The sequence below is a fragment of the Desulforhabdus sp. TSK genome, from assembly GCF_022836495.1.
Classification (GTDB): domain Bacteria; phylum Desulfobacterota; class Syntrophobacteria; order Syntrophobacterales; family Syntrophobacteraceae; genus Desulforhabdus.
The window spans coordinates 87,478-112,049 of record NZ_BQXM01000013.1; the positions used below are offsets into that span (position 1 = coordinate 87,478).

General features: G+C 57.8%; 22 protein-coding genes and 1 riboswitch. Of the genes, 12 read left to right on the forward strand and 10 right to left on the reverse strand.

Annotated features, from left to right (window positions below; all coding sequences use genetic code 11):
• The first annotated feature begins 29 nt into the window (after positions 1–29).
• Positions 30–124, forward strand: a riboswitch (TPP riboswitch).
• Between the two features lie 174 nt (positions 125–298).
• The 4 genes from MWC30_RS09820 to thiE are packed head-to-tail and all read left to right on the forward strand — an operon-like array spanning position 299 to position 3,121.
• Positions 299–1,069, forward strand: coding sequence for a thiazole synthase (locus MWC30_RS09820; protein WP_244084025.1), 771 nt, complete (start codon positions 299–301; stop codon positions 1,067–1,069).
• 7 nt (positions 1,070–1,076) lie between these two features.
• A complete protein-coding gene (gene thiH, locus MWC30_RS09825) occupies positions 1,077–2,231 on the forward strand; it encodes a 2-iminoacetate synthase ThiH (protein WP_244083995.1) in 1,155 nt (384 codons plus the stop codon).
• 29 nt (positions 2,232–2,260) lie between these two features.
• Positions 2,261–2,464: a sulfur carrier protein ThiS gene (gene thiS, locus MWC30_RS09830; RefSeq protein ID WP_244083996.1), complete on the forward strand. Its 204-nt coding sequence runs from the start codon at positions 2,261–2,263 to the stop codon at positions 2,462–2,464.
• Positions 2,465–3,121: a thiamine phosphate synthase gene (gene thiE / locus MWC30_RS09835; RefSeq protein WP_244083997.1), complete on the forward strand. Its 657-nt coding sequence runs from the start codon at positions 2,465–2,467 to the stop codon at positions 3,119–3,121.
• On the opposite strand, the gene MWC30_RS09840 is transcribed toward thiE, so the two are convergent.
• Genes MWC30_RS09840 through MWC30_RS09850 form a run of 3 tightly spaced genes read right to left on the reverse strand, consistent with a single transcriptional unit; the run spans position 3,118 to position 5,185 of the window.
• Positions 3,118–3,909, reverse strand: a complete 792-nt coding sequence (locus tag MWC30_RS09840) for an energy-coupling factor transporter transmembrane protein EcfT (RefSeq protein WP_244083998.1) — start codon at positions 3,907–3,909, stop codon at positions 3,118–3,120. The genes thiE and MWC30_RS09840 overlap by 4 nt on opposite strands.
• Positions 3,894–4,640, reverse strand: coding sequence for an energy-coupling factor ABC transporter ATP-binding protein (locus MWC30_RS09845; RefSeq protein ID WP_244083999.1), 747 nt, complete (start codon positions 4,638–4,640; stop codon positions 3,894–3,896). Before MWC30_RS09845 ends, MWC30_RS09840 begins: the two co-directional genes overlap by 16 nt.
• The gene (locus MWC30_RS09850) at positions 4,637–5,185 is read right to left on the reverse strand and encodes a biotin transporter BioY (RefSeq protein ID WP_244084000.1); all 549 of its coding nucleotides are present in this window, start codon (positions 5,183–5,185) and stop codon (positions 4,637–4,639) included. The genes MWC30_RS09845 and MWC30_RS09850 overlap by 4 nt, the downstream gene beginning before the upstream one ends.
• Positions 5,186–5,477: 292 nt before the next feature.
• Here MWC30_RS09850 and MWC30_RS09855 point away from each other — a divergent pair, with 292 nt between their 5' ends.
• Positions 5,478–5,888, forward strand: a complete 411-nt coding sequence (locus tag MWC30_RS09855) for a hypothetical protein (protein WP_244084001.1) — start codon at positions 5,478–5,480, stop codon at positions 5,886–5,888.
• Between the two features lie 158 nt (positions 5,889–6,046).
• Here MWC30_RS09855 and MWC30_RS09860 read toward each other — a convergent pair whose 3' ends face one another.
• Positions 6,047–7,783 (reverse strand): FG-GAP-like repeat-containing protein, encoded by a 1,737-nt coding sequence (locus MWC30_RS09860; RefSeq protein ID WP_244084002.1) that lies wholly within the window; start codon positions 7,781–7,783, stop codon positions 6,047–6,049.
• Between the two features lie 342 nt (positions 7,784–8,125).
• On the opposite strand from MWC30_RS09860, the gene MWC30_RS09865 reads away from it, so the two are divergent.
• Both MWC30_RS09865 and MWC30_RS09870 read left to right on the forward strand, forming a co-directional pair.
• Complete coding sequence (locus MWC30_RS09865) at positions 8,126–9,529, forward strand: hypothetical protein (protein WP_244084003.1); 1,404 nt, start codon at positions 8,126–8,128, stop codon at positions 9,527–9,529.
• A gap of 470 nt (positions 9,530–9,999) precedes the next feature.
• On the forward strand, positions 10,000–11,010 hold the full coding sequence (locus tag MWC30_RS09870; RefSeq protein ID WP_244084004.1) for a J domain-containing protein: 1,011 nt from the start codon (positions 10,000–10,002) through the stop codon (positions 11,008–11,010).
• 76 nt (positions 11,011–11,086) lie between these two features.
• Here MWC30_RS09870 and meaB read toward each other — a convergent pair whose 3' ends face one another.
• The 3 genes from meaB to MWC30_RS09885 form a co-directional block, all read right to left on the reverse strand.
• Entirely contained in the window at positions 11,087–12,043 is a 957-nt protein-coding gene (gene meaB, locus MWC30_RS09875) for a methylmalonyl Co-A mutase-associated GTPase MeaB (protein WP_244084005.1), read from the reverse strand.
• 277 nt (positions 12,044–12,320) lie between these two features.
• Positions 12,321–12,740 (reverse strand): cobalamin B12-binding domain-containing protein, encoded by a 420-nt coding sequence (locus MWC30_RS09880; protein ID WP_244084006.1) that lies wholly within the window; start codon positions 12,738–12,740, stop codon positions 12,321–12,323.
• A gap of 288 nt (positions 12,741–13,028) precedes the next feature.
• Positions 13,029–14,726, reverse strand: coding sequence for a methylmalonyl-CoA mutase (locus tag MWC30_RS09885; protein ID WP_244084007.1), 1,698 nt, complete (start codon positions 14,724–14,726; stop codon positions 13,029–13,031).
• A 724-nt stretch (positions 14,727–15,450) separates the two neighbouring features.
• Here MWC30_RS09885 and MWC30_RS09890 point away from each other — a divergent pair.
• From MWC30_RS09890 to MWC30_RS09900, 3 genes are all read left to right on the forward strand, one after another.
• Positions 15,451–15,690: a hypothetical protein gene (locus tag MWC30_RS09890; RefSeq protein WP_244084008.1), complete on the forward strand. Its 240-nt coding sequence runs from the start codon at positions 15,451–15,453 to the stop codon at positions 15,688–15,690.
• Positions 15,691–15,808: 118 nt separating this feature from the next.
• Positions 15,809–17,143 carry a CaiB/BaiF CoA-transferase family protein gene (locus MWC30_RS09895; RefSeq protein WP_244084009.1) on the forward strand — a complete coding sequence of 445 codons (1,335 nt, stop codon included), beginning with the start codon at positions 15,809–15,811 and terminating at the stop codon, positions 17,141–17,143.
• Positions 17,144–17,176: 33 nt separating this feature from the next.
• Positions 17,177–17,743, forward strand: coding sequence for a Uma2 family endonuclease (locus MWC30_RS09900; RefSeq protein ID WP_244084010.1), 567 nt, complete (start codon positions 17,177–17,179; stop codon positions 17,741–17,743).
• 110 nt (positions 17,744–17,853) lie between these two features.
• On the opposite strand, the gene MWC30_RS09905 is transcribed toward MWC30_RS09900, so the two are convergent.
• The gene (locus MWC30_RS09905) at positions 17,854–18,993 is read right to left on the reverse strand and encodes a radical SAM protein (RefSeq protein WP_244084011.1); all 1,140 of its coding nucleotides are present in this window, start codon (positions 18,991–18,993) and stop codon (positions 17,854–17,856) included.
• 217 nt (positions 18,994–19,210) lie between these two features.
• Here MWC30_RS09905 and MWC30_RS09910 point away from each other — a divergent pair, with 217 nt between their 5' ends.
• Positions 19,211–19,534 (forward strand): recombinase family protein, encoded by a 324-nt coding sequence (locus MWC30_RS09910; RefSeq protein WP_244084012.1) that lies wholly within the window; start codon positions 19,211–19,213, stop codon positions 19,532–19,534.
• A gap of 153 nt (positions 19,535–19,687) precedes the next feature.
• On the opposite strand, the gene MWC30_RS09915 is transcribed toward MWC30_RS09910, so the two are convergent.
• Positions 19,688–20,089, reverse strand: coding sequence for an Hsp20/alpha crystallin family protein (locus MWC30_RS09915; protein WP_244084013.1), 402 nt, complete (start codon positions 20,087–20,089; stop codon positions 19,688–19,690).
• A 70-nt stretch (positions 20,090–20,159) separates the two neighbouring features.
• Positions 20,160–20,618 (reverse strand): Hsp20/alpha crystallin family protein, encoded by a 459-nt coding sequence (locus MWC30_RS09920; RefSeq protein WP_244084014.1) that lies wholly within the window; start codon positions 20,616–20,618, stop codon positions 20,160–20,162.
• 293 nt (positions 20,619–20,911) lie between these two features.
• Here MWC30_RS09920 and MWC30_RS09925 point away from each other — a divergent pair, with 293 nt between their 5' ends.
• The gene (locus MWC30_RS09925; RefSeq protein ID WP_244084015.1) at positions 20,912–24,553 is read left to right on the forward strand and encodes an exodeoxyribonuclease V subunit beta; all 3,642 of its coding nucleotides are present in this window, start codon (positions 20,912–20,914) and stop codon (positions 24,551–24,553) included.
• Positions 24,554–24,572: the final 19 nt, after the last annotated feature.

The following is a 24,572-nucleotide window of genomic DNA, read 5'->3' on the forward strand; positions in this document are numbered from 1 at the left end:
CATATGTCATAGTTCGACTCAATAAATTGAACAACCGTTAGGGGTGCTCGGAATTCCGGGCTGAGAAAAACCCTTTCTACCTGATCTGGATAATACCAGCGTAGGGAAATGGTTGTGGGTAGAGATCTATCTTGAGCTCGCTCATTAAGCCGTTTCCCCATCTGGGGAAACGGCTTTTTTCATGCCTCGGTGCGCCTGCCGTTGTGCGGATCCGAAAAATTTTTTTCAATATACGGCTTCGCCCGCCGGCCATGGGCGGAATGAAGCCATTCAAACGGAAGGGAAAGGTGGGGCCATGATGGACAAGCCTTTGACCATTGCGGGACGTGGGTTTGGCTCACGACTGCTGATGGGAACAGGAAAATTTTCTTCGCCGGAAGTGATGAAAAGGGCCATGGAGGCTTCGGGGACCCAAGTGGTGACCGTTGCCCTGCGACGGGTGGAGCTGGAAAATCCCCGGGACAGCATTTTGAGTGCCGTAGACCCCGCGCGGTACCTGCTCCTTCCCAACACGTCGGGAGCCCGGGACGCTCAGGAGGCTGTGCGGTTGGCGCGGCTGGCTCGCGCGGCGGGCTGCGAGCCCTGGATCAAGCTGGAGGTGACTCCCGATCCCCATTACCTGCTCCCCGATCCGGTGGAAACGCTCAAGGCAGCTGAAATCCTGGTGAAGGAAGGGTTCGTCGTCATGCCGTATATCCACGCGGATCCCGTCCTGGCCAAACGCCTGGAAGACGTCGGTACGGCCACCGTCATGCCCCTGGGCTCACCCATCGGTTCCAATCGCGGGATTCGCACCCGGGATTCCATCGAGATCATCATTGAAAAGGCCAACGTTCCCGTGGTGGTGGATGCGGGGCTGGGAGCCCCCTCCCATGCAGCGGAGGCCATGGAGATGGGGGCGGATGCGGTGCTCGTCAATACGGCCATTGCCGTGGCAGGCGATCCCGAGGGCATGGCGCGCGCCTTCAAAAAGGGTGTGGAAGCGGGCCGGGAAGCCTACCTTGCCGGGTTGGGGGGCGTTCGTAAGCGCGCCGAGGCTTCCAGTCCATTGACCGGGTTTTTGAGGTGAGACAGCCATGAGCTTTTACGATGTCATTGAGGGTTACTCCTGGGAAGAGGTTCGTGCTGAGATCTACAGCCGCACCGAAGCAGAGGTGGAACGGTCCCTCGCTGCTGACATTTTGAGGGAAGAGGACCTCATGAACCTGCTCTCGCCGGCCGCGGAGCCGTTTCTGGAGGAGATCGCCCAGCGCTCCCACCGGCTGACGGAGCAGAGGTTCGGCAAAACCATCAACATGTTTGCTCCCTTGTATGTATCCAATGTCTGCACGAATCGGTGCGCCTACTGCGGGTTCAATGCGGGGAATGCCGTCGAGCGCCTGACCCTGACGCTGGATCAGGTGGAGGAGGAGGCCCGTGCGATTCACGGCCTTGGATTCCGCAACGTCCTCCTGGTTTCGGGAGAGGCGCCGCAGCTTGTGCCCGTCGAATATTTTGCGGAGGTCGCCCACCGCCTGCGGCCCCTCTTTTCGTCCATTTCCGTGGAGATTTATCCCATGGCTGTCGAGGATTACCGGACCCTCATCGACAACGGCGTGGATGGACTGGTGGTTTTTCAGGAAACCTACCGCCGTGATCTGTACGGCAGGGTGCATTGCGGGGGGCGCAAACGGGACTACCGCTGGCGACTGGAAACGCCCGAGCGTGGGGGGGAGGCCGGTTTTCGGCGCATCGGCCTGGGAACCCTCCTGGGCCTGGCCGACTGGCGCACCGAGACCCTTTTCCTGGCGCTGCATGCCTGCCACCTGCTGCGGCGTTTCTGGAAATCCCATGTCAGCATTTCCTTTCCCCGGCTGAGGCCTGCCGCAGGCGGCTTTCAGCCCGATTTTCCCGTCTCGGACAGGAACATGGTCCAGATGCTGACGGCCCTGCGCCTCTTCCTGCCCGATGCGGGTCTCGTCCTTTCCACCCGCGAGTCGCCTTTTTTTCGGGACCACCTGATCTCTCTCGGGGTCACGAGCATGAGCGCCGGGTCGCGGACCGACCCGGGCGGGTATACCCATGCCGATGCGGCGGAGGCTCAGTTCCAGATCTCCGATGAGCGTTCGCCGTCTGAGGTTGCCGAGGTAATTCGCAGCAAGGGTTACGATCCTGTGTGGAAAGATTGGGATGCGGCTTTCCTGGTCGGAGACGAGGAAGGCGCTGCCTGCGCGGGGGCATGCTCCCGGTGACGGGACCTGGAGGCGGGAGGGAGGTGGCGATGGTGCAAATTCGTGTGAACGGTCAAATGAAAACCTGTCAGGAACCGCTCACCGTGGGCAGGCTCCTGCGGGAGCTGGGAATGCATCCGCGCGCGGTAGCCGTGGAAAGGAATCTCCAGATTGTGCCCCGTGAGGCCTTTGACGAGGAGCCCGTGGAAAACGGGGATTCCCTTGAAATCATTCGGATGGTGGGAGGAGGGTGAATGGACAGGCAGGAACGGAAGGCCCTGTTTGAGCAGGTGGACATTTATCCCGTCACGTGCCAGCGTCTTTCGGCAGGGAGAACGGACCTGGAAGTCGTGGACGGGATCATACGCGGAGGTGCCCGCATCGTCCAACTGCGCGAGAAGGAAATTTCCGCGCGGGAGATCTACCGCCTGGCCCTGGAGCTCCGAAAAAAGACGGCGGAAGCCGGGGTCCTCCTCATCATCAACAACCACGTGGATATCGCCCTGGCGGTGGATGCCGACGGGGTCCACCTGGGCCAGGACGACTTGCCCGTGGAAGCCGCGCGAAAACTTGCTCCCGAGCTCCTCATCGGAGCTTCGACGCACTCAGTGGCCGAGGCGCTCCAGGCCTGGGATGAGGGGGCGGATTACATCAACATTGGGCCCATTTTTCCCACCAGGACCAAGGAAGGGATCCATTCGTTTCTGGGTCCCGAGGCCATCCCCGAGATCAGCAGCCGGGTTCTCCTTCCCTTCACGGTGATGGGGGGAATCAAGGCGGGCAACATGGACCAGGTCCTGCAAAAGGGTGCCCGCCGCATCGCCATGGTGACGGAGATCACCGCAGCTCCCGACATCGCGGAAACGGTGGGCTCCCTTAGGAAAAAAATCCGAGGCTGGTCTGCCGTCTAAAGCCATGCGCGAACGACCGTGAGAATGTCCTCCAGTCCCAGCCCGCAGAGCAACACAGCCAAAACGACGAGAATCAGCGCGATCCAATCCTCCGAGGGGACCCCGGGGAGGCGGAGGGGAAGGTCTTCGCGGTAGCCGCGCGCGGCCAGGGCGAGGGCGAGCTCATGGGCGCGGATGAGAGAGCGTCGGAAGAGGGGCAGCACGAAATATTTTGCCCGCGTGAAGGGATTCCTGCGCCGATGGGCCAGGCGAGACCGTCCGGCCATGCCCACCTCGTCCGCCTGGTCCAGGATGAGGGGAAGAAACTTCAGGGTGAGTGTCATCATGAGGGCGATGCGGCGGGCGGGCAAAAAGGGGAAGGGCTTGAGGAGCCATACAATGCCGTCCTGGAGCTGGCGGGGGCGCGTCACGAAGGTGAAAATCGTGGCGTAGCAGAGGATGAGGAGCAGCCTCCAGCAGGTGAGAGTGGCAAAAGACAATCCGGCGTGCGTCACGGGCAGCCAGGGCAGGAGACGGGGGGTGTTCTCTTCAAAGGACAGGGCCTGCAGGAGAAAAATGATACCGAGAAAGAAAACCCAGCCCCTGAGGTCCCTCAGGAGTGCCCGCCCCGGGAGCCTTCCTATCCCCAGCAGGACGAGAAAAAGGGCGGAAAAGAGCGCCAGGGCCGGCCCGGTCATATGGAGGAACCCGACCGTCAGGGCGAGCAGCGCCGGGAACTTGCAGCGGGCGTCCCATCGGTGCAGGGGGGAATTCCCGGGAAAGTAGTGGAATGCTAGTCGGGCAGCCACGAAAGGGCTCGCTGTGCTGGTAAGCTGGTGCAGGGGGGGCGGACCTGGTACTGTTCAAGCTCGGGAATGATGGCATCAGGGTTCCCGGAGGCCTTCAGCTCGCCCTTGTACACGATGGCAATGCGGTCCACATGGGCGATGACCTTTTCCACGTCGTGGGTCGTGAGGAGGATGGTGTGCCCCTCCCGGTGGAGCTGCACGATCTGGCGAAGCACCTGCTGAACCCCCCTGTAATCCAGGTTCACGAAGGGTTCATCGAAAACCAGGATGCGGGAGCGCATGGCGAGGACTCCCGCGATGGCCACCCGTCTCTTTTCTCCTCCGGAGAGGAGGTGGCACGGCTTTTCGGCCAGGGCCGTCATGCCCACCAGCTCCAGGGCTTCCTCCACCCGGTTTTCAACCTCGGCGGCGGACAATCCCATGTTTTCAGGCCCGAAAGCCACGTCCTCCCGCACCGTTTCTCCCACAATCTGGCTGTCGGCATCCTGAAAGACCATTCCCACCCGCTGCAGTACGTCCCGAGGAGAGTCCACCGTTCCAAAACCGTCCACTTCAACGCTTCCCGACGAGGGCTTCAGGAGTCCGTTCAGGTGGCGGATGAGAGTCGTCTTGCCGCTGCCGTTGGGACCGCAGATCAGCAGAAACTCGCCGTCGGGAACCGTCAGGCTGATTCCTTTCAGGGCCTCGGTTCCATCGGGGTAGCGGTACCGGAGGTCGCGGATACAAATCATGCGGAAACGGTCTGCAACTGCCGCTGCAGCATGGGGCGTACGGCACGGGCCAGCATGACGGCCATGACGGCCTTGATCGCGTCTCCCATGAGAAATGGAAGCATCCCCACCATGACCGCCTTTGTCCAGGTCATGGCCGTGACGGCCTTGAGCCAGGGGACTCCGCAGGCATAAACGAGCAGGGATCCCGCGATGACTGCCGCAATGTCCCAACCGGTCCGTCCCGACGACCGTTCAGCGATCCAGCCCGTCACGAAGGCGCACACGGCGAAGCCGATGAGGTACCCGCCCGTGGGTCCCATGAAATGAGCGATTCCTCCCTTGCCCCCTGTGAAGACGGGCATTCCCACGGCACCCACCAGGAGGTAGACGGCCATGCTGGTGAAGCCCCAGCGGCTCCCCAGGAGAAGACCCGCCAGGAGCACAAAGAGATTCTGGAGAATGATGGGGACCGGGCCGATAGGGATGGGAATGAAAGCCCCCACTGCGGTGAGTGCGGCCAGGAGTGAAGCGTAAACGATGTATTGCAGCTGCTTGATGGGCATTACGCATCCTTGTGAAAGGGAACGATACAGGGTCGCACTGGTTGTGCCGTGCTCATTGTCAACCTTCAGGCGTGATGGAGGTTAACGAAATGGGGTGACCGTGTCAAGAACCGAGAGATGATGCAGCACGCATGGGTGCATAAAATGGGCTTTCTTTCACATGATTCTCTGGAATTCGGGGGGAGAAGAAGATATCTTGAGGGCATATCCGATTGATCGACGGCCCGGAGGGGTTGTCTCCATCGTTGAAACGGAACGATTTTGAGCCTAAAGAGAAAAGGAGAAGAGGGGTATGAAGCGCAAAGCCACATATCGGCTGATGGTCACCCGCAGAGAGATGCTCTATGTTCACGATGAATTCGATCACACCTTGATGCTGGTGGAAATGGAGGGTGAGCCCATTGAATATCAGGTGGGGATAGCGGGCGAATTTGTTTCCAGGCGCAGCGTGACCTTCCACGACCGAATCCGCGGCACAGGGGAAATGCGTGGGTACGCCATCACCCAGTTTCAGGAGGGAGCCATCTGCAGTTCGTTCCTGGGGCGGCGGGATGCTGCGACCGGCCTCACCCGGGGAACCTGGGAAGTTTACAAAGGCATGGGAAAACTGTCGACCATTACGGGCAACGGCACGTTTACGGTGAGGGCGGGCGACAAAGAGCGCGAGTACATCATGGAGCTGGAAGGCGATTACAAGCTGTAAGGGACTCCGTCGTTGCTGAAATACCGTTTGCCCACCTTCACCTCCGTTGGAAGGGGAAGGATTGCGCTCGTCATTCCGGCTTAAAACATGCCGGAATGACGAAAAATGGTATCCTGGTAACTTCGCAAGTCCCTAAAGGTGATGCAGGCCCTCGCTACTTACTGTCTGGCCGGAGCCTGTTTGGAGACATTCAGGTCATAGCTGAAAATCGTGCTCTTGGAATCCCACAATTTCAAAAAGTCCTTGGCCAGTACAAGGCTGCCCACCAGTTCCGTACTTCCGTTGTTGTCCAGGTCGCCCAGCCGTATGGCGGTCACCATGCCGCTGATGTCCCGGGTTTTCCAGTTTTCCACGAGGCCCAACTGGTCCCACGAGAGGGAGACGATTTCGCTCTTGTCGAAATACTTTAGAGAATTGGGTAAAAATCTGGCCACCGAATCAGCGCTGCGGTTCACGACGATTTCCGGGATCCCGTCGTTGTTGAGGTCCGTGATGACGATGGGAGAGGGTATTGCGTAAACGTCCACCGAATTGTAGCGCCGGTCTTCCACCTTCGCTTCGAAGGTGTTGGTGGTGGCGGCGAAAAGTCTGTCCCCCTTCCAGATCTGGTCGCCCGTGGCGCTCAGAATGAGCATTTCATTGGAGGAGTCGATGAGAATGGTTTCCTCCGCATGATCCCCGTTGATGTCAGCCCGGGCAAAATTATAGACATTGCAGCGGCTGGGGAGGTTGGCGGGCACGGATGGCGAGAGGCTGCCTCCTCGCAGCTGCATCTCATAGATGTCTCCCTTGAAGGCTCCATCCTTTATGCTGCCTTTCGCCTGTCCGAGGAGCACCTTCCCCCGCTTGGGAAGATCCACGCCGTTCAGGAAGTAGGGGGCGTTTTTAAAGATTTGCTGGAGTTTGCCGCCGACAAACTGAAAACCCATGGAAGCCAGTTCATCAGTGTAGCCGGCTCCGTAAATGTTTTCTGATCCAGCCGGGTTGACTTTGTTGAGCCTCCGGAGGTTGGTGACGTAAATTTCAGCTCTGCCGTCGCGATCCGTATCCACGAGGGAGACCGAGAGGAACCGGTCCACCTTCTCTCCGGTGAACTTGGCGATGGTCTTCATGCCCTGGGCCTGTCTGCGGTAAACGGTCACCTCATCCCTGGTGACGGTAACGGCCTCCACCTGCCCGTCTCCGTCCAGGTCTCCCACATCCATTCCCACGATGCCCCCGCTGAAGGTCTGGCTTCTCCAGACGCCGGACTGTCGGAGGGAGCTTTCTGAAGTCACCTCGATGAAGTTGGGGTTCAGGTACGAAATCCTGTCCCCACTCTGCATGGCATCGGGGACGAGGATCTCGGGATTCTGATTGCCCAGGCCTTCGTTGTCGGCTGCGGCAGTCTGAGGCATGTCCGTCGCTCTTTTGAAGATTTTCTGATTGATCTGCTGCGCGAACATGTTGACCTGGGGAATCACCTCGTCGTGGCTCTTCGTTTGAGCGTAGAGGGGCAGAGGCTCGCCCGTTCCCGTGACAGGGACCATCTTGGCGTCGATGCTGACGGATTGCCCCATGGCCGTGACGCTGCCGAAAAGCACATAGTCGGCCTTGAGGTTGCTGCCGATTCTGACGGCTTCAGCCTGGGAGAGATCACCCTTGGAGCCTTGGAAAGCCTGAGTTGTAGCGGCGCGGTCCACCACCTGGACTTTACCCTGCCAGGCGATCCGCGAGGTCAGCATGTCTCGGATGCCGTCCTGAAGATACGCCATGTCACCGGGGGCATGCATGGTGAAAGGAAGGACGGCCACTTTGACAGGGGCCTCAGCGCCTTCAGCCGCCCACAGGGCGGATGGAACGGATACCAGCAAAGCCAGGATGCAAAATGTACGAAAGAAAACCTTGAATGACATTTGAATTTCTCCTTTGAGCTTGTCTTCTGTCGGATCCTGCGGCAAGAGATACATGGAGGGTCCGAAACAAAATGTTTTTGCCCGTATCGGGACGTGGGCAGCATACTCGATTCCTTCACCTTTGAAAACGGCAATATTCCTTTCTTTTTATCTTGACATTTTATTGCTATTTACGGTACACGTTGTCTCAAACTGTAAAGGGGCTAGGTCTGCACATTACCTACCTGAAGAGCACTTCACGAGAAAGGAGGGCAGAGCAACACTAGACAATTCGAGTATTTTGGGGCTGATTTTTGTCATTTCATGGAAAGAGTGATGTTAGCTTTTTGAGGAGAAGAAGAGATGAAAAAACATCTGATGATGTTGGTTGCCTTGCTGGTGGCTTTGAGCTTCGCCATGCCCGTTTTTGCGGCTGTAGAGCTCAAATACGGTGGACAGTTCCGCGCGCGTTGGCACACCCAGGACAACCAGGACGGAACCGATGATGCCGATGACAACAAGAACTTCATCGATCAGCGCTTGAGACTGTATTTTAACTTTGTGGCCAGCGAGAACCTGCGTTTGGTGACCAAGTTTGAAATCGGCGACACGATTTGGGGCGATGACAAGTTAAGGACCGGACCGGGCACCGGCGGCAATGTGGGTGCGGACTCTGTGAACATCGAAACCAAGAACGCCTATGTCGAGTTCAATATTCCCGAGACGCCTCTGACGGCTTCCGTGGGTATCCAGGGCATTAACCTTATGGATTCCTGGATCATCGACGACGATTTTTCCGCGGCGGTTTTGAAGGCCAAGTTCGACTCCATCAGGGTGCAGGCGGGCTACATCGCGGCTCAGAACACGGACGTTACCGATACGAATGACAACATCGACTCCTACTACCTGAGCATTGACTATGCCGGCGACGTGGGCCCCGGTAAGCTGACCGGTACCTTGATCGGCTACTATCAGAACGGCAACAACACCATCGTCAGCACCGATCCTGCAAGCGGTTATTATACCGTGAACAACCCGGCTACCCAGGCTGGGAATTTCCTTTTTCCGGTGGGTAGTCCCTTTTATCCGATTGGAGCACCTGAAGTCGATTCCAATGACCTCTTCGATATTGGTGTCAATCTGGGCTACAAGATGGACTGGATGGCCGCTTATGTGAGTTTCGTGAAGAACCTCGGCTCCGTTGATTTCATCGACGGCGGTTCCGCGGATTACAAAGGCTGGATGGTGGATGCGGGCGCCAACTTTTTCTGCGGTCCTTTCACCTTCAACTTGGGCGGCTTCTACACCTCCGGTCAGGAGCTGGATGACGACAGCAACGATATCGACGGTTTCGCCTATCCCCTCTCCACCACCAAGTACTTCTCTGAAATCATCGGTGGCGGTATTCTGGACAAGTTTTCAATCAGTCATACCGATGTGAACGGCAAGAATGACCTCCAGTGGACCGGCTACGGTCAGCCCTCGAACCTCTGGACCGTCACGGCCGGCGCTTCCTGGCAGGCTCTGGAAAAGACGAAGCTTTCCGCCTCCTACTGGTACTTTGGGACTGCGGAAGACGTCGAAAGCTTCGATGGCACGGACAACTCCATCGGTCATGAAATCGACCTCTACTTGACCCAGGGTATCGTAGACGGTCTGACCCTGGATCTGGTCGGCGCTTACCTGTTCGCCGACGATGCTTACACCGCAGCTGAGAGCGTTGACGATGTCTATGAAGTCGGCGCACGCCTGCAGTGGAATTTCTAATCATACCCTGATTAGAGGCTGAACCTGAGCCTGGGTGGCCATAAGCCGCCCGGGCTTTTTTTTCTTTTCGTTCCAAGATGCCGGTGCATGATGGTTAGATCCTTGCGTTTGCAGGGGAGCATGCTCTCATGCTCGAGATTTGTAGGAGCGGCTTCCAGCCGCGAAGCATGCAGTCGCGGCTGGAAGCCGCTCCTAGCGAACGAAGATTGCATGCCGTGTGAGCATACCCCCAAATCTGTTGGCTTGAATGTCGAATTCTCCCGACATTCCTGCAGTACCTTCCTCATCCCCCTTTCCCTTTAAATCGCCTCTGGCAATAAAATAAAGGGTAGCCTGTTCCTTACAATGGGTTATCATTGCACAAAAATATCTTCCACCATCTGAAGGATTTCCTGGCAAGGCGAGGGCAAACCGAAACGAATTGTCCTGGAAAAAGTCTTTGAGCTACCGATATTTAGAGGAGAAGGGCCTTGTATTTAAGACGGGTGCGCAAGAAGGAAAGCTATCACTACGTGCTCCGCGAAAGCTACAGGGACAACGGCTGCCTGCGGCACAGGGACCTGATGGACCTGGGGGACGATCCCGCCCGTTTCATCGAGTATCCAGGTGGCAGCGGATTCTACTTCGACCCCGTGATAGAGGAAACCCTGGAGGAATGTGGGGTGGAATACACTCCGATGGATCTCGAAAACGCCTTTCTTCCGTTCATCGATCGCCATGTGCGTCAGGTCCTGGAAAAATTCAGCCATCATCAGGCGATACGCTCCAAATGGACGGATTGCTCCCCCGAAGAACTGCTGAGGCATCAAGAGGTACTGCATTCTTTCGATCGGCGCCGGATGCATTTCCTCCGCATGGGCCGCGTGGATATGGGAGAACTGGAGGGCAGGCCCTGGAAATTTCTCAACGTGCTCCTGGATAAAAGCCGGGATGAAATCGAGCACACCATCGAGGAGATGGAAAAAATCCTTCGACCCCATGAAACGAAGCTTTACCTTTACACTGCGATGCACGTGCAGTCATTTTTCCCGGCGCACCTCCTTAAAAATCATCCCATAGGGCTGGATCAGGAAACGGTAGACTCCTACTTTCTCGACGAACTGTGCCGACTGAACAGGGATCGTCATTATTTCATGGGGATCGACAGGATTGAAGACGGAGTCCTCCATCCCTACCTGGTCCGGTATGCCGTCATGTATTTCGATCACGAATTCTTCGGGGGCTCTCTGGACAACTATCTGAAGGAATTCATTCGGAGACGCCAGTTTTTCCGGCCTCGCAGCAGCACGGAACCGCAGTCCACCGTGGAAGCCTGCAAGATCCTGGGGATTACGGACGATGAATTCAAAGCCATGACGCGCCGGGAATTGATCCGCCATTACAGGCAATGCGCCAAAAAGGCGCATCCGGACAAGGGCGGGGACCACGATGCCTTTGTCCGGATGTCGGACGCCTATGAGTGTCTCCTGGCGAAAAAGTGATGCACACCCCCCCCAATCCACCTTGGAAAAAAGGATGCATTATTCGCCACGCGGGCGCTCTTTCCAGGGAAAGGGATTATTTCAATTCTCTTTCGAGCACCTCGTGTACGATGGTGTAGGGATCGGATTCCTTGTTCCTGATGCGCCGGCTGAGGTCTTCAAGAGACATTCCCTGGGCTTCCATCCGCCCCAGGATGGCCTTGAGGGCTTCGTCCCTCAGAATTTCAATGAGCTGGCTGCGGGCGCGCTTCATCAGGATGCTGTCCAGCTGACCGTTCTCATTGTCGAAGAGATAGGCCCGGTGCTTCATGATGGCCTGGTAAAGGTCTTCAATGCCGACGCCCTTGAGGGCCTCAGTCTGCACGATGAGGGGCTCCCAGGTGGTGTCTTCCTTCCTCCGGAGTCCCAGCTCGATGAGGTTGCGGAGCTCACGGACCGTCTTGCGGGAACCCTCGCGATCGGCCTTGTTCACGACAAAAATGCTTCCGATCTCCATGATACCGGCCTTGATGGCCTGGACTTCGTCTCCCATGCCCGGAATGGTCACGAGGAGAGTTGTGTGGGCACTGTTGGCCACTTCCACCTCGTCCTGGCCCACGCCGACGGTTTCGACAAGAATGATGTCCTTCCCCATGGCGTCCATGACATTGATCATGTCGTTGGTGGATCGCGTGAGTCCGCCGAAGTGTCCGCGCGTGGCCAGACTCCGAATGAACACTCCAGGGTCCAGGAAATGACGCTGCATACGGATGCGGTCCCCGAGAATGGCGCCCCCGCTGAAAGGACTGGTGGGGTCCACAGCGAGAATGCCCACCGTAAGGCCTTCCTGGCGGAAGCGGGTGGCCAGCTGGTCGACGAGGGTACTCTTACCGACACCTGGAGAACCGGTAAGGCCGATGACATAAGCCTTGCCCGTATGCGGGTAGAGCTCTTTGAGAAGAGGGTATATCGACGGTACCTGGTCGTCGATGTCTCTCAGCAAACGGGCCGTGGCCCGCACATCTCCTGCTATAATTTGATCTATGATGCTCATGGCTTACCTTTTTGAGCAATATCTCAGAGCTGCTCTTGTTTTGCCCGCGTGAGGTGTTTCGAACCCAATATACACTCGATGAAGTATAAAACTTTCGATTCGATGGCTCCCTGTTTTTTGTAGGAGCGGCATCCTGCCGCGACAGTACGTCGGTCGCGGCAGGATGCCGCTCCTACAGAAAAGAAGTTTTCAACCCTCAATCTGCTGGAGGGGATATACTGAAGATTGGGCTTCCCACTGCGAGAAGCCCGATTCTCCACGACCTGAAAGGAATCGATCAGGCCTGCAATGCCTGTCTCGGCTTGACGGAGGTTCTCACCCAGTTGATGATTTCCTCCAGCTTGGCTCCAGGTTCGAAGATTTCCTTGATTCCCACGGCCTTCAGTTTCGGAATATCCTCCAGCGGGAAAATCCCTCCGCCGATAACGGTGATGTCCTCGGCCTTGTTTTCCTTGAGCAACTCCATGACGCGGGGAAATGAATACGTATGTGCCCCGGAAAGAATGCTGAGTCCGATGATGTCCACGTCCTCCTGCAGTGCGGTGTGCACGATCTGTTCGGGAGTCTGGTGGCAGCCGGTGTAAACGACTTCGAAGCCTGCATCGCGAAAGGCGCGGGCGATGACTCGCGCGCCTCGATCATGTCCGTCCAAGCCAGGTTTGGCAATCAATATACGCAGTTTCCTCTCTTCGCTCATGGAAACATTCCTCCTAAGTTTATGTAAATAAAGTATTTTTAATCGCAAGCAACTGGTCCGCCCCACATTCGCCCTGCAAAGGGATGTAAGCCTGCAAGCCTGCTCGTCGTGGGGCTGCGCGTTACTGCTGCGTGAACTTAGTACACGTGCACAGAATAAGGTGTCCATTTCGCCCCTCGTCATGCCGGCAGTTTTTTAGCCGGCATCCAGTGTCTTCAGTGGATTCCGGCTAAAGGATTGCCGGAATGACGAATCGAGTGGCGGACACTCTGATGTGTTGAGTTGTACTTAGAATGACCCCGGGTCGCTGTAGGTCCCGAAGACATCCCGGTACAGATCACAGCATTCCTGCTCGGTGGCCCCGGCCCGAACGGCATCGATGAGAGCGGGCATGACGTTGTTTTCCCAGCAGGGGGGGCCTTCACAGCGGCGGCGAAGCTCGTCCATGGCCTTTTGGAACTTCACCTTGTCGCGTCTTTCCTTGAACTGATGGAGCCGGTCGATCTGTCCCTTTTCCAGTTCATCGTCGATCTTCAGAACAAATTCCAGCTCGGGCCGATCCGAGGGATACTTGTTCACGCCGATAATGACTTTTTCACCACGCTCCACCTGTTGCTGGAAATGGTAAGATGCGTCGGAAATTTCCATCTGGGGATAGTCTCGCTCGATAGCGGCCACCATACCGCCCATCTCATCCAGCTTGCGGATATAGGCATTGGCCTCTTCTTCCATCTTGTCCGTCAGCGCTTCCACAAAATAAGAGCCGGCAAGAGGATCGATGACATTGGCCACGCCCACTTCTTCGGCAAGGATCTGCTGGGTTCTGAGAGCGATGAGGACGGCTTGTTCGCTGGGGATCATGTACACTTCGTCCAGCGAGTTGGTGTGGAGAGACTGTGTCCCGCCGAGGATGCCCGCCAGGGCTTCCGTAGTCGTCCGGATGATGTTGTTGTAAGGTTCCTGAGAGGTGAGTGAGCATCCGGCCGTCTGGGTGTGGAAGCGCAGCAGCATGGACCGAGGGTTCTTGGCATGGAAACGCTCTTTCATGAGGCGTGCCCAAATGCGGCGGGAGGCGCGCATTTTGGCGATTTCTTCAAAAAAGTCGATGTGGGAATTCCAGAAGAAAGAAAGGCGCCCGGCAAAGTCATCCACGTTCATGCCGCGCTTGATTCCTTCTTCCACGTAGGTGATGCCGTCGTAGATGGTAAAAGCCAGTTCCTGAACGGCTGTGGAGCCGGCTTCCCGGATATGATACCCGCTGATGCTGATGGTGTTCCAGCGGGGAACCTCCCGTGCGCCAAACTCCATCGTGTCGGTCACAAGGCGGAGGCTGGGCTCGGGCGGGAGCATGAGGGTCTTCTGTGCGATAAACTCTTTCAGGCAATCGTTCTGGATGGTGCCCCCAAGCTTTTTGCGGCTGTACCCTTCATTCTCCGCATTGGCAATGTACATGGCCCAGATGATGGATGCGGGAGGATTGATGGTCATGGAGGTAGTCACTTCCTCCAGGTTGATGTTGGCGAAAAGCCTCTGCATATCCTCGATGGTATCGATGGCTACTCCGCACTTGCCGCATTCCCCCCGAGCCAGTGGGGAATCCGTATCGTAGCCCATGAGGGTGGGGAAATCGAAGGCGGTGCTGAGTCCCGTTTCACCGTGATTGATGAGATAGTGAAACCGCTTGTTGGTATCCTCCGCCGTTCCAAGCCCGGCAAACATGCGCATGGTCCAGAGGCGGGCGCGGTACATGGTGCTCTGCACCCCACGGGTGTAAGGGTACATCCCCGGCAGGCCGATGTCTTCGAAGTAATCGTTGTCTTTGATGTCGAGAGGGGTATAGAGGGGCTTGACCTCGAGGTCGGAAATGGTGGAGAATCGTTCCAGGCGTTGAGGCATTTTTTTCAGCGCCTTGTCGTATTCTGCCTGCCATTCCTTGAATTCTTTTTCCGTGCGATCCAGTTCAGCTTCAGTCATCTTGTGTGCCATCGTGTGGAACCTCCTCAACTTTTCGCTCAAGACCGTGCGTTCATGGAGATCAAAACGCGTCCACTGTGAGGTCCTCCCGAAGGGAGGATTGAAAGAAATGGAAACTCAGGTTCAGGCCGACTCGTCTCTGTAAAACAAAGACGATCATTCATGGCAGGATTTGCAGAAAAGCGAGAAAGAAAACCTTGTCCGACAGAAATCCTGCCCATCCGGGTGGGAATATGTAAGTGTCCATGAAGCGAAGCTATTTCTTAAAGCAGAGGGTTATATATTGTCAAACAAATTTTTATTGACCGCATCATGGCTCATGCGGTACTAGGAAACTGACTGAGCACTTGCTTTGTGGAAAGGGAAAAGAACAGACTGACTTATGCTCGCATAGAGTGACTTTTTCCGTTCTCTGCCGTGTCGGTCGACTTGCATGCCGATCCAACCCCTCCTTAAGCCCTGTTTGGCTGGTAATACTTTTTAGGAAACTGAAAAGCGGTAGTCTGCGCGGTTTCGAGGCGTCAGGCAAGAAATAGGTATCTATTCCGGCTATCCATTCGTCCTTCCAGCAGGCTTCAAATGTGGGGCTTGTGGAAAAAATGGTTGCGTGCATCCATACAGACGGCTTTGGAAAGTGGAAAGGAGGTGCAGATTTTCAGTGATTCATACGCGGAACATTGTGGCCGGCGCATTGGTTCGAAATTGTGGCTGAAATTCAAGAGAAGAGGAGGATCTTATGGCGGGTGAACTTCGAGCACGCTGGGGGCAACCCCTGACCGGTATCATTTCTCTACACGCATGGAGCGCGCCTGCTGAGGAGATTCGGACCCTGACCCGATGCAAGGCCATCGGCAAATGGGTGGAAGGCCCTCCCGGCAGGACTCCCCCTCCCGACTGGGATGGAGAACGCGGGCGCATCCTGGCTGGACGGCGAGCATGTGACGGCGGCGATGGAGCTGCGGGGGAAGGACGCTGAAAAACGCTGAGGGGCGCTGACCGACGCAGAGGGAGCAAAATCCGCTGTTTTTCAAGCCTGCGAAAAACTGCGGAATCTGCGGAATCTGCGGATAATGACGAGGAGTCAACGGAGGTTCATGGTGGGTGGTGACGACGGAGAACGGGAGAAGAGCTGGGGCGAGTGGATCCGTGAAGCCAACGATCCGGCACGGGTCGCAGGCAAGCCCGAGGCGCTGGAGCACCTGAAGGTTCTGGACTGCAGCCATGCCAATCTTTCGGGCTGCTTTTGCACGTCCATCCTCGGGGAACTGGGCGCGGAAGTCATCCAGGTGGAGCCGCCCGGAGGCGATCCTGCCCGCAGCTTTTCTCCTCATGGATACCAGCACATGGGGACGGGGCTGGGGTATCTGAACGAAGGCCGCAACAAATTCCACATTTCGTTGAACTTCGAGACCGAGGAAGGACGGGAGATATTCCGCAAGCTGGCCCGGCAGGCAGATATCGTGGTGGAAACCTTCCAGCCGGGCGTCATGGATGCGTGGGGGCTGGGATACCGTCAGCTGAGCCAGGACCATCCCGGCCTCATTTACTGTGCGCTCCACACGTACGGTCAGTTCGGTCCCAAAGCCGGCTGCGGCAAGGCCGACCTGGATCTCGTGGATCAGGCCTACTCGGGTGTCACGAGTGTGACGGGAGAGCCGGCGGGCGATCCCGAGCATCCCGCACCCTGGGAGATACCCACCCGGCAGGGGAACTGGATGGCATGGTATGCCGGCGGGGCTTGGGCCGCCGTTGCTGTCATGGCTGCCCTGCATTTTCGCAAATTTGCAGGGAAGGGACAGTTCATCGACGTTTCCCCGGCCGAAGCCCTGGGCCGCTGCATCAATTATAATCTTACCTACTACCACGCCTTTCAGGAAACCATTCCCCGTGTGGGCAATTATGACGTCGGGGTCTTCCCGTACACCTATTTCAAATGCCTGGACGGATATGTCTTCCTTTCGGGTTTTTCCGACGTCAATTGGAAGGCACTCTGTACGATCCTGGAACGCCCGGACCTCCAGAAGCAGTTCCCGACCATCTCCGATCGCTTGAATATCGACAACATGACGATCATGTACCGGGAGATCGAGAAATGGACGGAGACGCGCACCTACGATCAGATTTACAGTGCGGTCATGGATTACAACAGAAACATCGGGGAAGGGATTGTGGCTCCCGGGAGGATTTCATCCGCCATGGAAGCCATGGACATGGAGAATTTCTGGGTGCGAAGGGTTTTCGAAAAGTTGGAAGACCCGCATTACCAACGCGTGACCCTTGCCAACCAGCCGTGGAAAATGACTGAAACCCCGCCCCGCGTCAAATGGATCTGCCGTCCCGTAGGAGCCGACAATGAGTACATTTACAATCTGAAGCTCGGCTGGGGCCCGCATCAACTGGAGGAGATGAAACGCAAAGGTGTGGTCTGAAGCGGCTTTCCAGATCCGGAGGATACACCACCCATGAGCGACGCGGCGAAGAAAAGGGCGGATTACGAAGACCTGTACTCCATTCCCGAGAATGCGAGAGGGGAGATCGTCGACGGCGAGCTCGTTGTGACTCCAAGGCCCTCACGACAGCACACCTTTACATGCTCGGCTCTCGACAAGGAAATCGGTCCACCCTATCAAATGGGACGTGGTGGCGGTCCCGGAGGGTGGATCATTATTGTCGAGCCGGAAATTTCCTTGAGAGGCGATATCTTTGTTCCCGACCTCGCCGGCTGGAAAAAGGAGCGGTTCCCCTATTCAGAGGAAACCAACTGGATTTCGGTTCCCCCGGACTGGGTCTGCGAGGTGCTCTCCCCGAATACCTTTCGCCTGGATCGAACCAAAAAAATGGCCGTCTATGCTCAGCATGGGGTCGGTCATATCTGGTTGCTCGACCCCGTGGCCGAGATGGTCGAGGTTTTTAGACTGGAATCCGGTAGATGGCTGCTGCTGGGGGTCTTTGCGGAAAACGATCGCATGCAGGCGGAACCCTTTGGAGAAATCGAGATCGCCCTGAGCGATCTTTGGTTGAGACCATAGAAGGGCGATTGTATTTCGCCGTTTTTCACTCCTGATAGCCCCACTGGATGAGAAGAGCTTCCCGTTACCTGCGGCGCCGGTCCACCACTTCCCATGCCACCCAAAACCCGTCAAACGTATTGGTCCCCCAGTTGGGTGATGACCTCTTCCAGGCTGGAGCCCGTCTGAGCCTGCAAATCACGGCGCGCCTGTTCCAGGCGGGCCCGCAGGGAGGGGTTCCGGAGATCGTCCATGCCCTGGATGGCCCCACCCCGCCGGCCGAGGCGGTACAGTTGCCTCTCCTCCGGAGGGAGGTCCAGGTACCGGTCGATGACGGCCAGCATTGCCTCTTTGTCCTGGGGGAGCTTCCCGTCCACTTGCGGCAGCAGATTCATGAAATGGTCTGAAGCCACCGTGCTGCGGATTCCATCCAGGGATGCAATGAAAAGACGGATCTCCCGGACAGTATCGTCGTCGGAAAGGAGTGTGAATTTTCCGGCAACCTTTTCCTGGTAAAGGGGCGTGCGCGGCGGGACCCGCAGGCTGCGGAGCCGGATGAAATGCGGGTCGATGGCGTTGAGCACCCTCGCCGTTTCCAATGCGTGCTCCCGGGAAAGCTCCTGGCCACCCAGGCCGGGCATGACGTATTCCGAAAGGCTCATGCCGGCTTCGACGACCTTGCGTCCCGCCTCGATGTGCTCCGCACCGGTCGTGCCCTTCTTGATCCGTTTCAAGACCTCGTCCGATCCGCTTTCGAGCCCGATGTGAATCTGGTCCAGCCCCGCCGCACGGATTTCCTTCAATTCATCGAGGCTCTTTCTCGCGATGGTGCTGCTTCGGCCATAGCTGGTGATGCGCCGGATTCCGGGCACCCGCTCCTTGAGGTACCGCAATGCCCGGGCAAAGACATCCGCTGAAAGGACCAGGCTGTTGGCGTCCTGGATGAAGACCGTTCCGTTTCCTGTGTAAGCCCATACGGCCACGTGTCGAAAAAGATCGGAATAGCTTCCGCTGGTGAAGACTGCGTTCAGGACCGGGCGGGTCAAAGCTCCTCCCTGCCCCATGGAATGGGAAAGGGTTTTCAGTTCTTCGAGAATGGCGTGCACCGCATCGATGTCCCTGCAGATCTCTTCCAGGGACCTCCGGCTGAACGGTCGCTTTTTGTAAACCCCGCAGAAGGTACATTGGTTCCATGGGCAGTTTCGCGTGAAGCGCAGCAGAAGACTGCTCGCCTCGCTGGGAGGACGGATGGGGCCTTGTTCAAACACCATCGGCTGTCCGTTTCCTTTTGCTTTTCCATCTTTTCCGCAGTCCATAGTTCTCCTTCGATCCTTTTGACTTGAACGTTTACAGGTGACATGTAACCAATAAGGAGCTTTGCGGTCAAGAATCAAGCCATTTGTTTTTAGGGTGCGTCTCCGGTATATGAGGGGAATTCGACAGGGTCTGCTGCATGGTCACGGAAAATGAATCAGGAGTGAAAGGCTCATGGCAAGTAAAAAGACGGCGGTTTATCTGATGGTGCGCCTGGAGGAACTGAAGCCCGAAGATGGGGGGAGCTACGAACGGCCTCTGGCGGAACAAAAGGAAGCCTGCTTGAGCTATCTCAAGGAGAGGGACGGAGGCGAGATCGAGGGCGAGGTGCAGATGTATACGAAACGACGAGAGCTTCTCACCGACATCGAGCGGGAGAAGGTCAACCGTCTGCTGGTCTACAGCCGGGACCGACTGGGAACCGGGAAGGATGAGGTCGACGGCATTCTCTATGAACTGGAATTGCGCAAGGTTGAGCTTCTGACCGTGGTTCCTTAAAATTCCACCGTGTGCGGGCAGGTCTAATGCCGGTGTCATTGCGGTGAGGGAATGCTGCTGCGGACAATGTGGGCGGGCGGTCCTCTGCCGGTTGAACCGATCAACCGGCAGAGGACCGCCCGGTCTATGGACCTGTGCTGAAATGATGACGGATCAGCCTTCCTTCACCGTTATTTTCCGAGGCTTGACGATATCTGCCTTGGGCATTGTGAGTGTCAGAACACCGTCTTTCATGCTGGCTTCAATTTTAGCCTGGTCGATGGTCCTCCCCAGGGCGAATTCTCGGAAGTAATCACCGACTCCGTATTCCTGGAGCAGTAAACGCTCTTTGTCCCCCGGTTCCAGCTGAATGGTGCCTCGCAGGGTCAGCTGGTTGTCTCGAATTTCGATGGAGACATTGTCCGATCCAACGCCGGGCATATCGGCTACCAGCACGAGAGCATCTTCCGATTCGTAAATGTCGACTGCGGGAATATACATGGGAACGTCCCGCGTACCCTCGGCGGGGGATTTCATTTCCATTTTTTCACGCGCCTGCATTTCTTTTTCGGCCATTTCAACAACCCTCCTCTTCGCTTAGTGTCATATCCAATTCAAGAACTATACCTCCGGCACGCCTTCAGCGTCAGGAGGTCTTTACCTGGATCTGCTTAGGCATAACCTCGGGAGCCTTCGGAAGTACGATCTTCAAAACACCGTCCTTGAAGAAGGCATCCACAGCGCCGGGGTCGATTTTCGTGGGAAGTGTCAACACGCGACGGAAGCGACCGCCTTCACGTTCGCGCCGATGATAATTCACGGTTTCACCCGCCTGGGCCAGCTTTCTTTCACCGCGCAGGGTCAAGGTGTCACCCTCCACCGAGATTTCAAGGTCGTCGGGCTTCATTCCGGGCAGCTCAGCCCGTACATAAATGTTCTTCGTGTCTTCACTCACGTTTACGGCAGGATAAACACCCACTCGAAACGGGGACATTCCCCTGCCCCAGAAATCGGAAAACAACCGGTTCATTTCCTTCTGCAATCGGTCCAGCTCCCAGCCTGGACGCGCCACTTCGGGATGTTCGTACCAACGAATGAGCGCCATGAGCCTTTTCTCCTTTCTAGTTGTTTTGATTGATTTATTTTGCCATTTACACGAGCAGGAAATTAAGCACATTCCCCGAGGCTGTCAAGCAGGTGAGGCACGACGTGGTGGCGCCTTTCTCGATGGCGCTTCTGCCCGATTGACTTTTGCCGGGGGGGCGTCTAAAGATGGACGGGCGTCTCCATGCAGGATGAAGGGGATGGAAACCGAGCGCCTTCTCTCTACGGGGACGGGGATGAAGCCTGTGAACGGCTGCCTTGAAATGTCCATTACGGAACGGCAATTTTGAGCTTATGAATGATCTTCACGCTTCCCGCCCGCGTGCCCGGGAGGGTTTCCCGCAGGATTCAAACGAGTGTCGTCCTCTCCTGGCGGATGAGGAGCAGCGGCGCCGGGCCCTCGACCCCTCTGCCAGCTTTCACCTGGAGGCTCCCGCGGGCTCCGGCAAAACCTTCCTTCTGACAGCCCGATTTTTGTGCCTCTTGAGCCTTGTGGATCACCCCCGGCACATCCTGGCGGTGACCTTCACCAACAAGGCGGCGGGGGAAATGCTGGAGCGGGTGGGCAGGTATCTCGTCCGTGCGATGCATGGGGATGCGCCTTCCAACGCCCTGGATGCCGAGCTCCTGGAGATGGCCGGGAAAGCCCTCCGGCGGCATGCCCGCCAGGTGGACCTCCTGCTGGGAGGCGAGATTCTCCGCATCCAGACCTTCCATTCCTTCTGCTATTCCCTTGTCAGCCAGGCGCCTTTGGAAGCCGGGGTGGTGCCCGGGGCTGAACTGCTCGTGGAACCGGACCAGGTTTTTTTTCTGCGGGAAGTCATCGATGAGACCCTGCAGGAGCTTCTGGAACGTCCCGCCCAAGACCCGGCGCGGTGTGCCGTGGAAAACCGGCTGCTCTATCTCAACAATTCCTGGCCGCTTTTGGCCCGGGAACTGGAAGAGCTCATGCAACGGCGGGAAACCCTTGGGGACCTCATCGGCGTTTTGAGCCGTGATCAGGCGAGCGCATATATTCTCGACGGGATGCGGCACCTGGCCGAAGACGAGCTTGCCGCCCTCCGTGGGCAATTTGAAGCGTCGGAGCTGGGACGATCCTGGTCGGGATTGGTGGGGGACCTCATGGGCCGCGGGGCGGAGGCGGGTTTTCAGTTGCCTCCGGACGTTCCGGGGTCGGCATGGGAAGCTCTCAGCGGCTGGCAAACCATTTCGGCCGGCCTCCTCACTCAGAATGGACAGCCCAGGAAGCGGTTCGGCCCCGCCACGGGCTACTATTCGGGATTCGCCAAGACAGAGTGGGCCGACCGCATTCAAAATATGAGCAGCGCTCTGGCGGAAAGACTGCACGAGGTGCGCCGGCTTCCCTTACCCGATTCCTCGCCTCCCGACACGGAAACCCTCCTGGACCTCATGCTGATTCTGCATGAACTGGTGCGCGCCTACGATGCACGCTGTCGCCGGCAGCGCCTCCTGGACTTTTCGGCCCTGGAAACGGCGGCCCTTCGGCTCTTCGACACGGCGGTCCCTTCGGACCTGCAGCTCCTTCTGGATCAGCAGATCCGTCATGTGCTCATCGACGAATTCCAGGACACCAACTACCAGCAGTGGAATCTCCTGAGGCGGCTCTGTGCGGGGTGGACACCGGGCGACGGGCGGACTCTCTTTGTCGTGGGGGACCCCAAACAGTCCATTTACGGGTTTCGCAAGGCCGAAGTCCGCCTTTTTCAAGAGGCCAAAAAGGGTGTACCGACAGATTCCCACCAGGCGCTTCCCATGGTTCCCCTGGTGCTGCACACCAATTTTCGGTCCCGTTCTCACCTCATCGCCTGGTGCAACGATCTCTTCAGTCGAACGGTCATGCGGAACCCTCTCGTGGAAAAGGATGAAGTGGCATTCACCGCCGCTGCGCCCTCTCCCGAGACCCTCCGGAGGGAAAGGGGGTGCGGAGAGCCACCTGGGGAGGATGGGGCTGCTCCTGCGCCTCCCGTTGAAGACGCAGCCGCTGCCCCCCCCCTTGTCGTTCCCGATCCTCCGGAATTGGCCCTTTTCGTTGCATCCCTGGATCCTTCGGCCGCCCGCAGGCGAGAGGCTGCGTGGCTGGCCCATCGTGTCGCGGAGGAGCTGGAATTTGAGGGCGGCGACGGCACGATGGGGATATTGTTGTTTGCCCGCACGCATCTGCCCGTTTACCTTGAGGCCCTGCACCAGCAGGGGGTTGCCGTCCAGGTGGCGGAGGGGCTCAAGCTCCTGGAACGGCCGGAGGTGGGGTACCTTCATCAGCTCTGCCGGGCCCTGGTGCTGCCTCAGGACCATCTGGCCTGGGCTTCCCAGCTTTACAGCCCCTGGCTCTCCCTGACCTACGATGAAATTTACGCCGTCTTTGGGGAAGAGCCGGAACCCTGGGTGGAAAAAATCCGGGCTTACGCCGCCAGGGACCCATGGGTTGCCGAATTCTGGGAGCGGCTGCGTGGCGCGCGACAGCACCTGGGACACGACCCGCTGGCGGAAGTGCTGGAATCGGCCTGGATTGCCCTGGGAGGCGTTGAGGCGGTGGCACATCGCTGGGGCAGCCGGGGGATCGCCTCCTGCCGCAGGTACCTGGATATGCTGAGGCAGGCCGAAGTCCATGAGCCCGTCCAGACCCTCGAGGGGGCGGAACGGCTTCTGGAAAACGCCTACGAGCCGGTGGACCCTGAAACGGCCCGTTCGCGTGTCTCCGTCATGACGGTGCATAAAGCCAAGGGGCTTGAATTCGACACAGTGTACCTTCCCTTCCTGGACTGGAACCCCATCCTGAGGGAACAGAGTCATCAACCGCCGTACCTGCTCGAGCGTGTACCGGGGCGGAGCGATCGCCACCTGGTGGCGGTGCGGCCCGATCGGAGGCGTAGCGCGCCCGATCCGCTCTATCAAGTGCTCCTGGACACTCACCTGGGAAGGCGCTGGGGAGAGGCGAAACGGCTTTTCTATGTGGCCGTGACGCGCGCGCGGAGCCGGCTGCTCATGAGCGGCGTCGTTTCCTGCAAAAGCGGGAGCGGTGCGGTCACCTTTCCCACCAAGACCCCCTTGCACTGGCTGAACGAGCATTACGGACTGAGTGACCTGTTCCCTGCATCCGGCTGCGACACGGCCCCCTCCGAGGGCGCCGTCGCTGCTCCCCCTGGGGATTCTGTCCCCGAGGAGATCCGGAAGGAGAGCCCGTCGGGAGATTTCCTCATGGTGTTGGAGCCGCGGGTTCCCGCAGCCGTGGCCGCGCGGTCTGTCAGCACCGAGCCCGTGGAGGTTCGTCCGGCTCCCTTCGAACGGGAGAGACCGCTTTTCAGGGTGGTCAATCCTTCTGCCCTCGTGGAGGGAGAGGATGAAAAGGACCCCCTAGGATCACTTCCTCTCCCCGGGCAGGAGCCGGCGTCATTCTACCACCCGCGTCTCTGGGGAATCGTGACGCACCGCCTGTTGGAACGGTACGGCAGGGAAAAGACCTTGCCGCCTCTGGAGGGCATTTGCAGCCATCTGAGGAGGGAAGGGATCCCGGAAGAAGCCGCCTGCCGTATGGGAGAAGCGGTGCTGGAAGAGGTGCGGGAATGTCTTCGGGACCCCTGGCTTGGGCGGTTTTACGATCTGCCCGCCGAGGAGCGATGGGTGGAATACGCACTGGAAGGCGTTCACGACGCTCGAACACTCTATGTGGGAGTCGTGGATCTTGCGGTGCGGTTGGACGGGGCCTGGTGGCTGGTGGATTTCAAGACATCCAGGCCTCTTCTGAAGGATGGAGGGGAGGAAGCCTCCAACGCCTTTTACGCAGAGGAGATTGAAAAATACAGGCATCAACTCCTGGCCTATCGCGAGATGTGGTGCGGGTGCAAAGGGGTGGAGCCCGCCTCGGTTCGGCCCATCCTTTATTGGACCGCGCGGCGGCGTTGGGATGATGTGGAATGAGCGCGGTTCGATTCTCGGA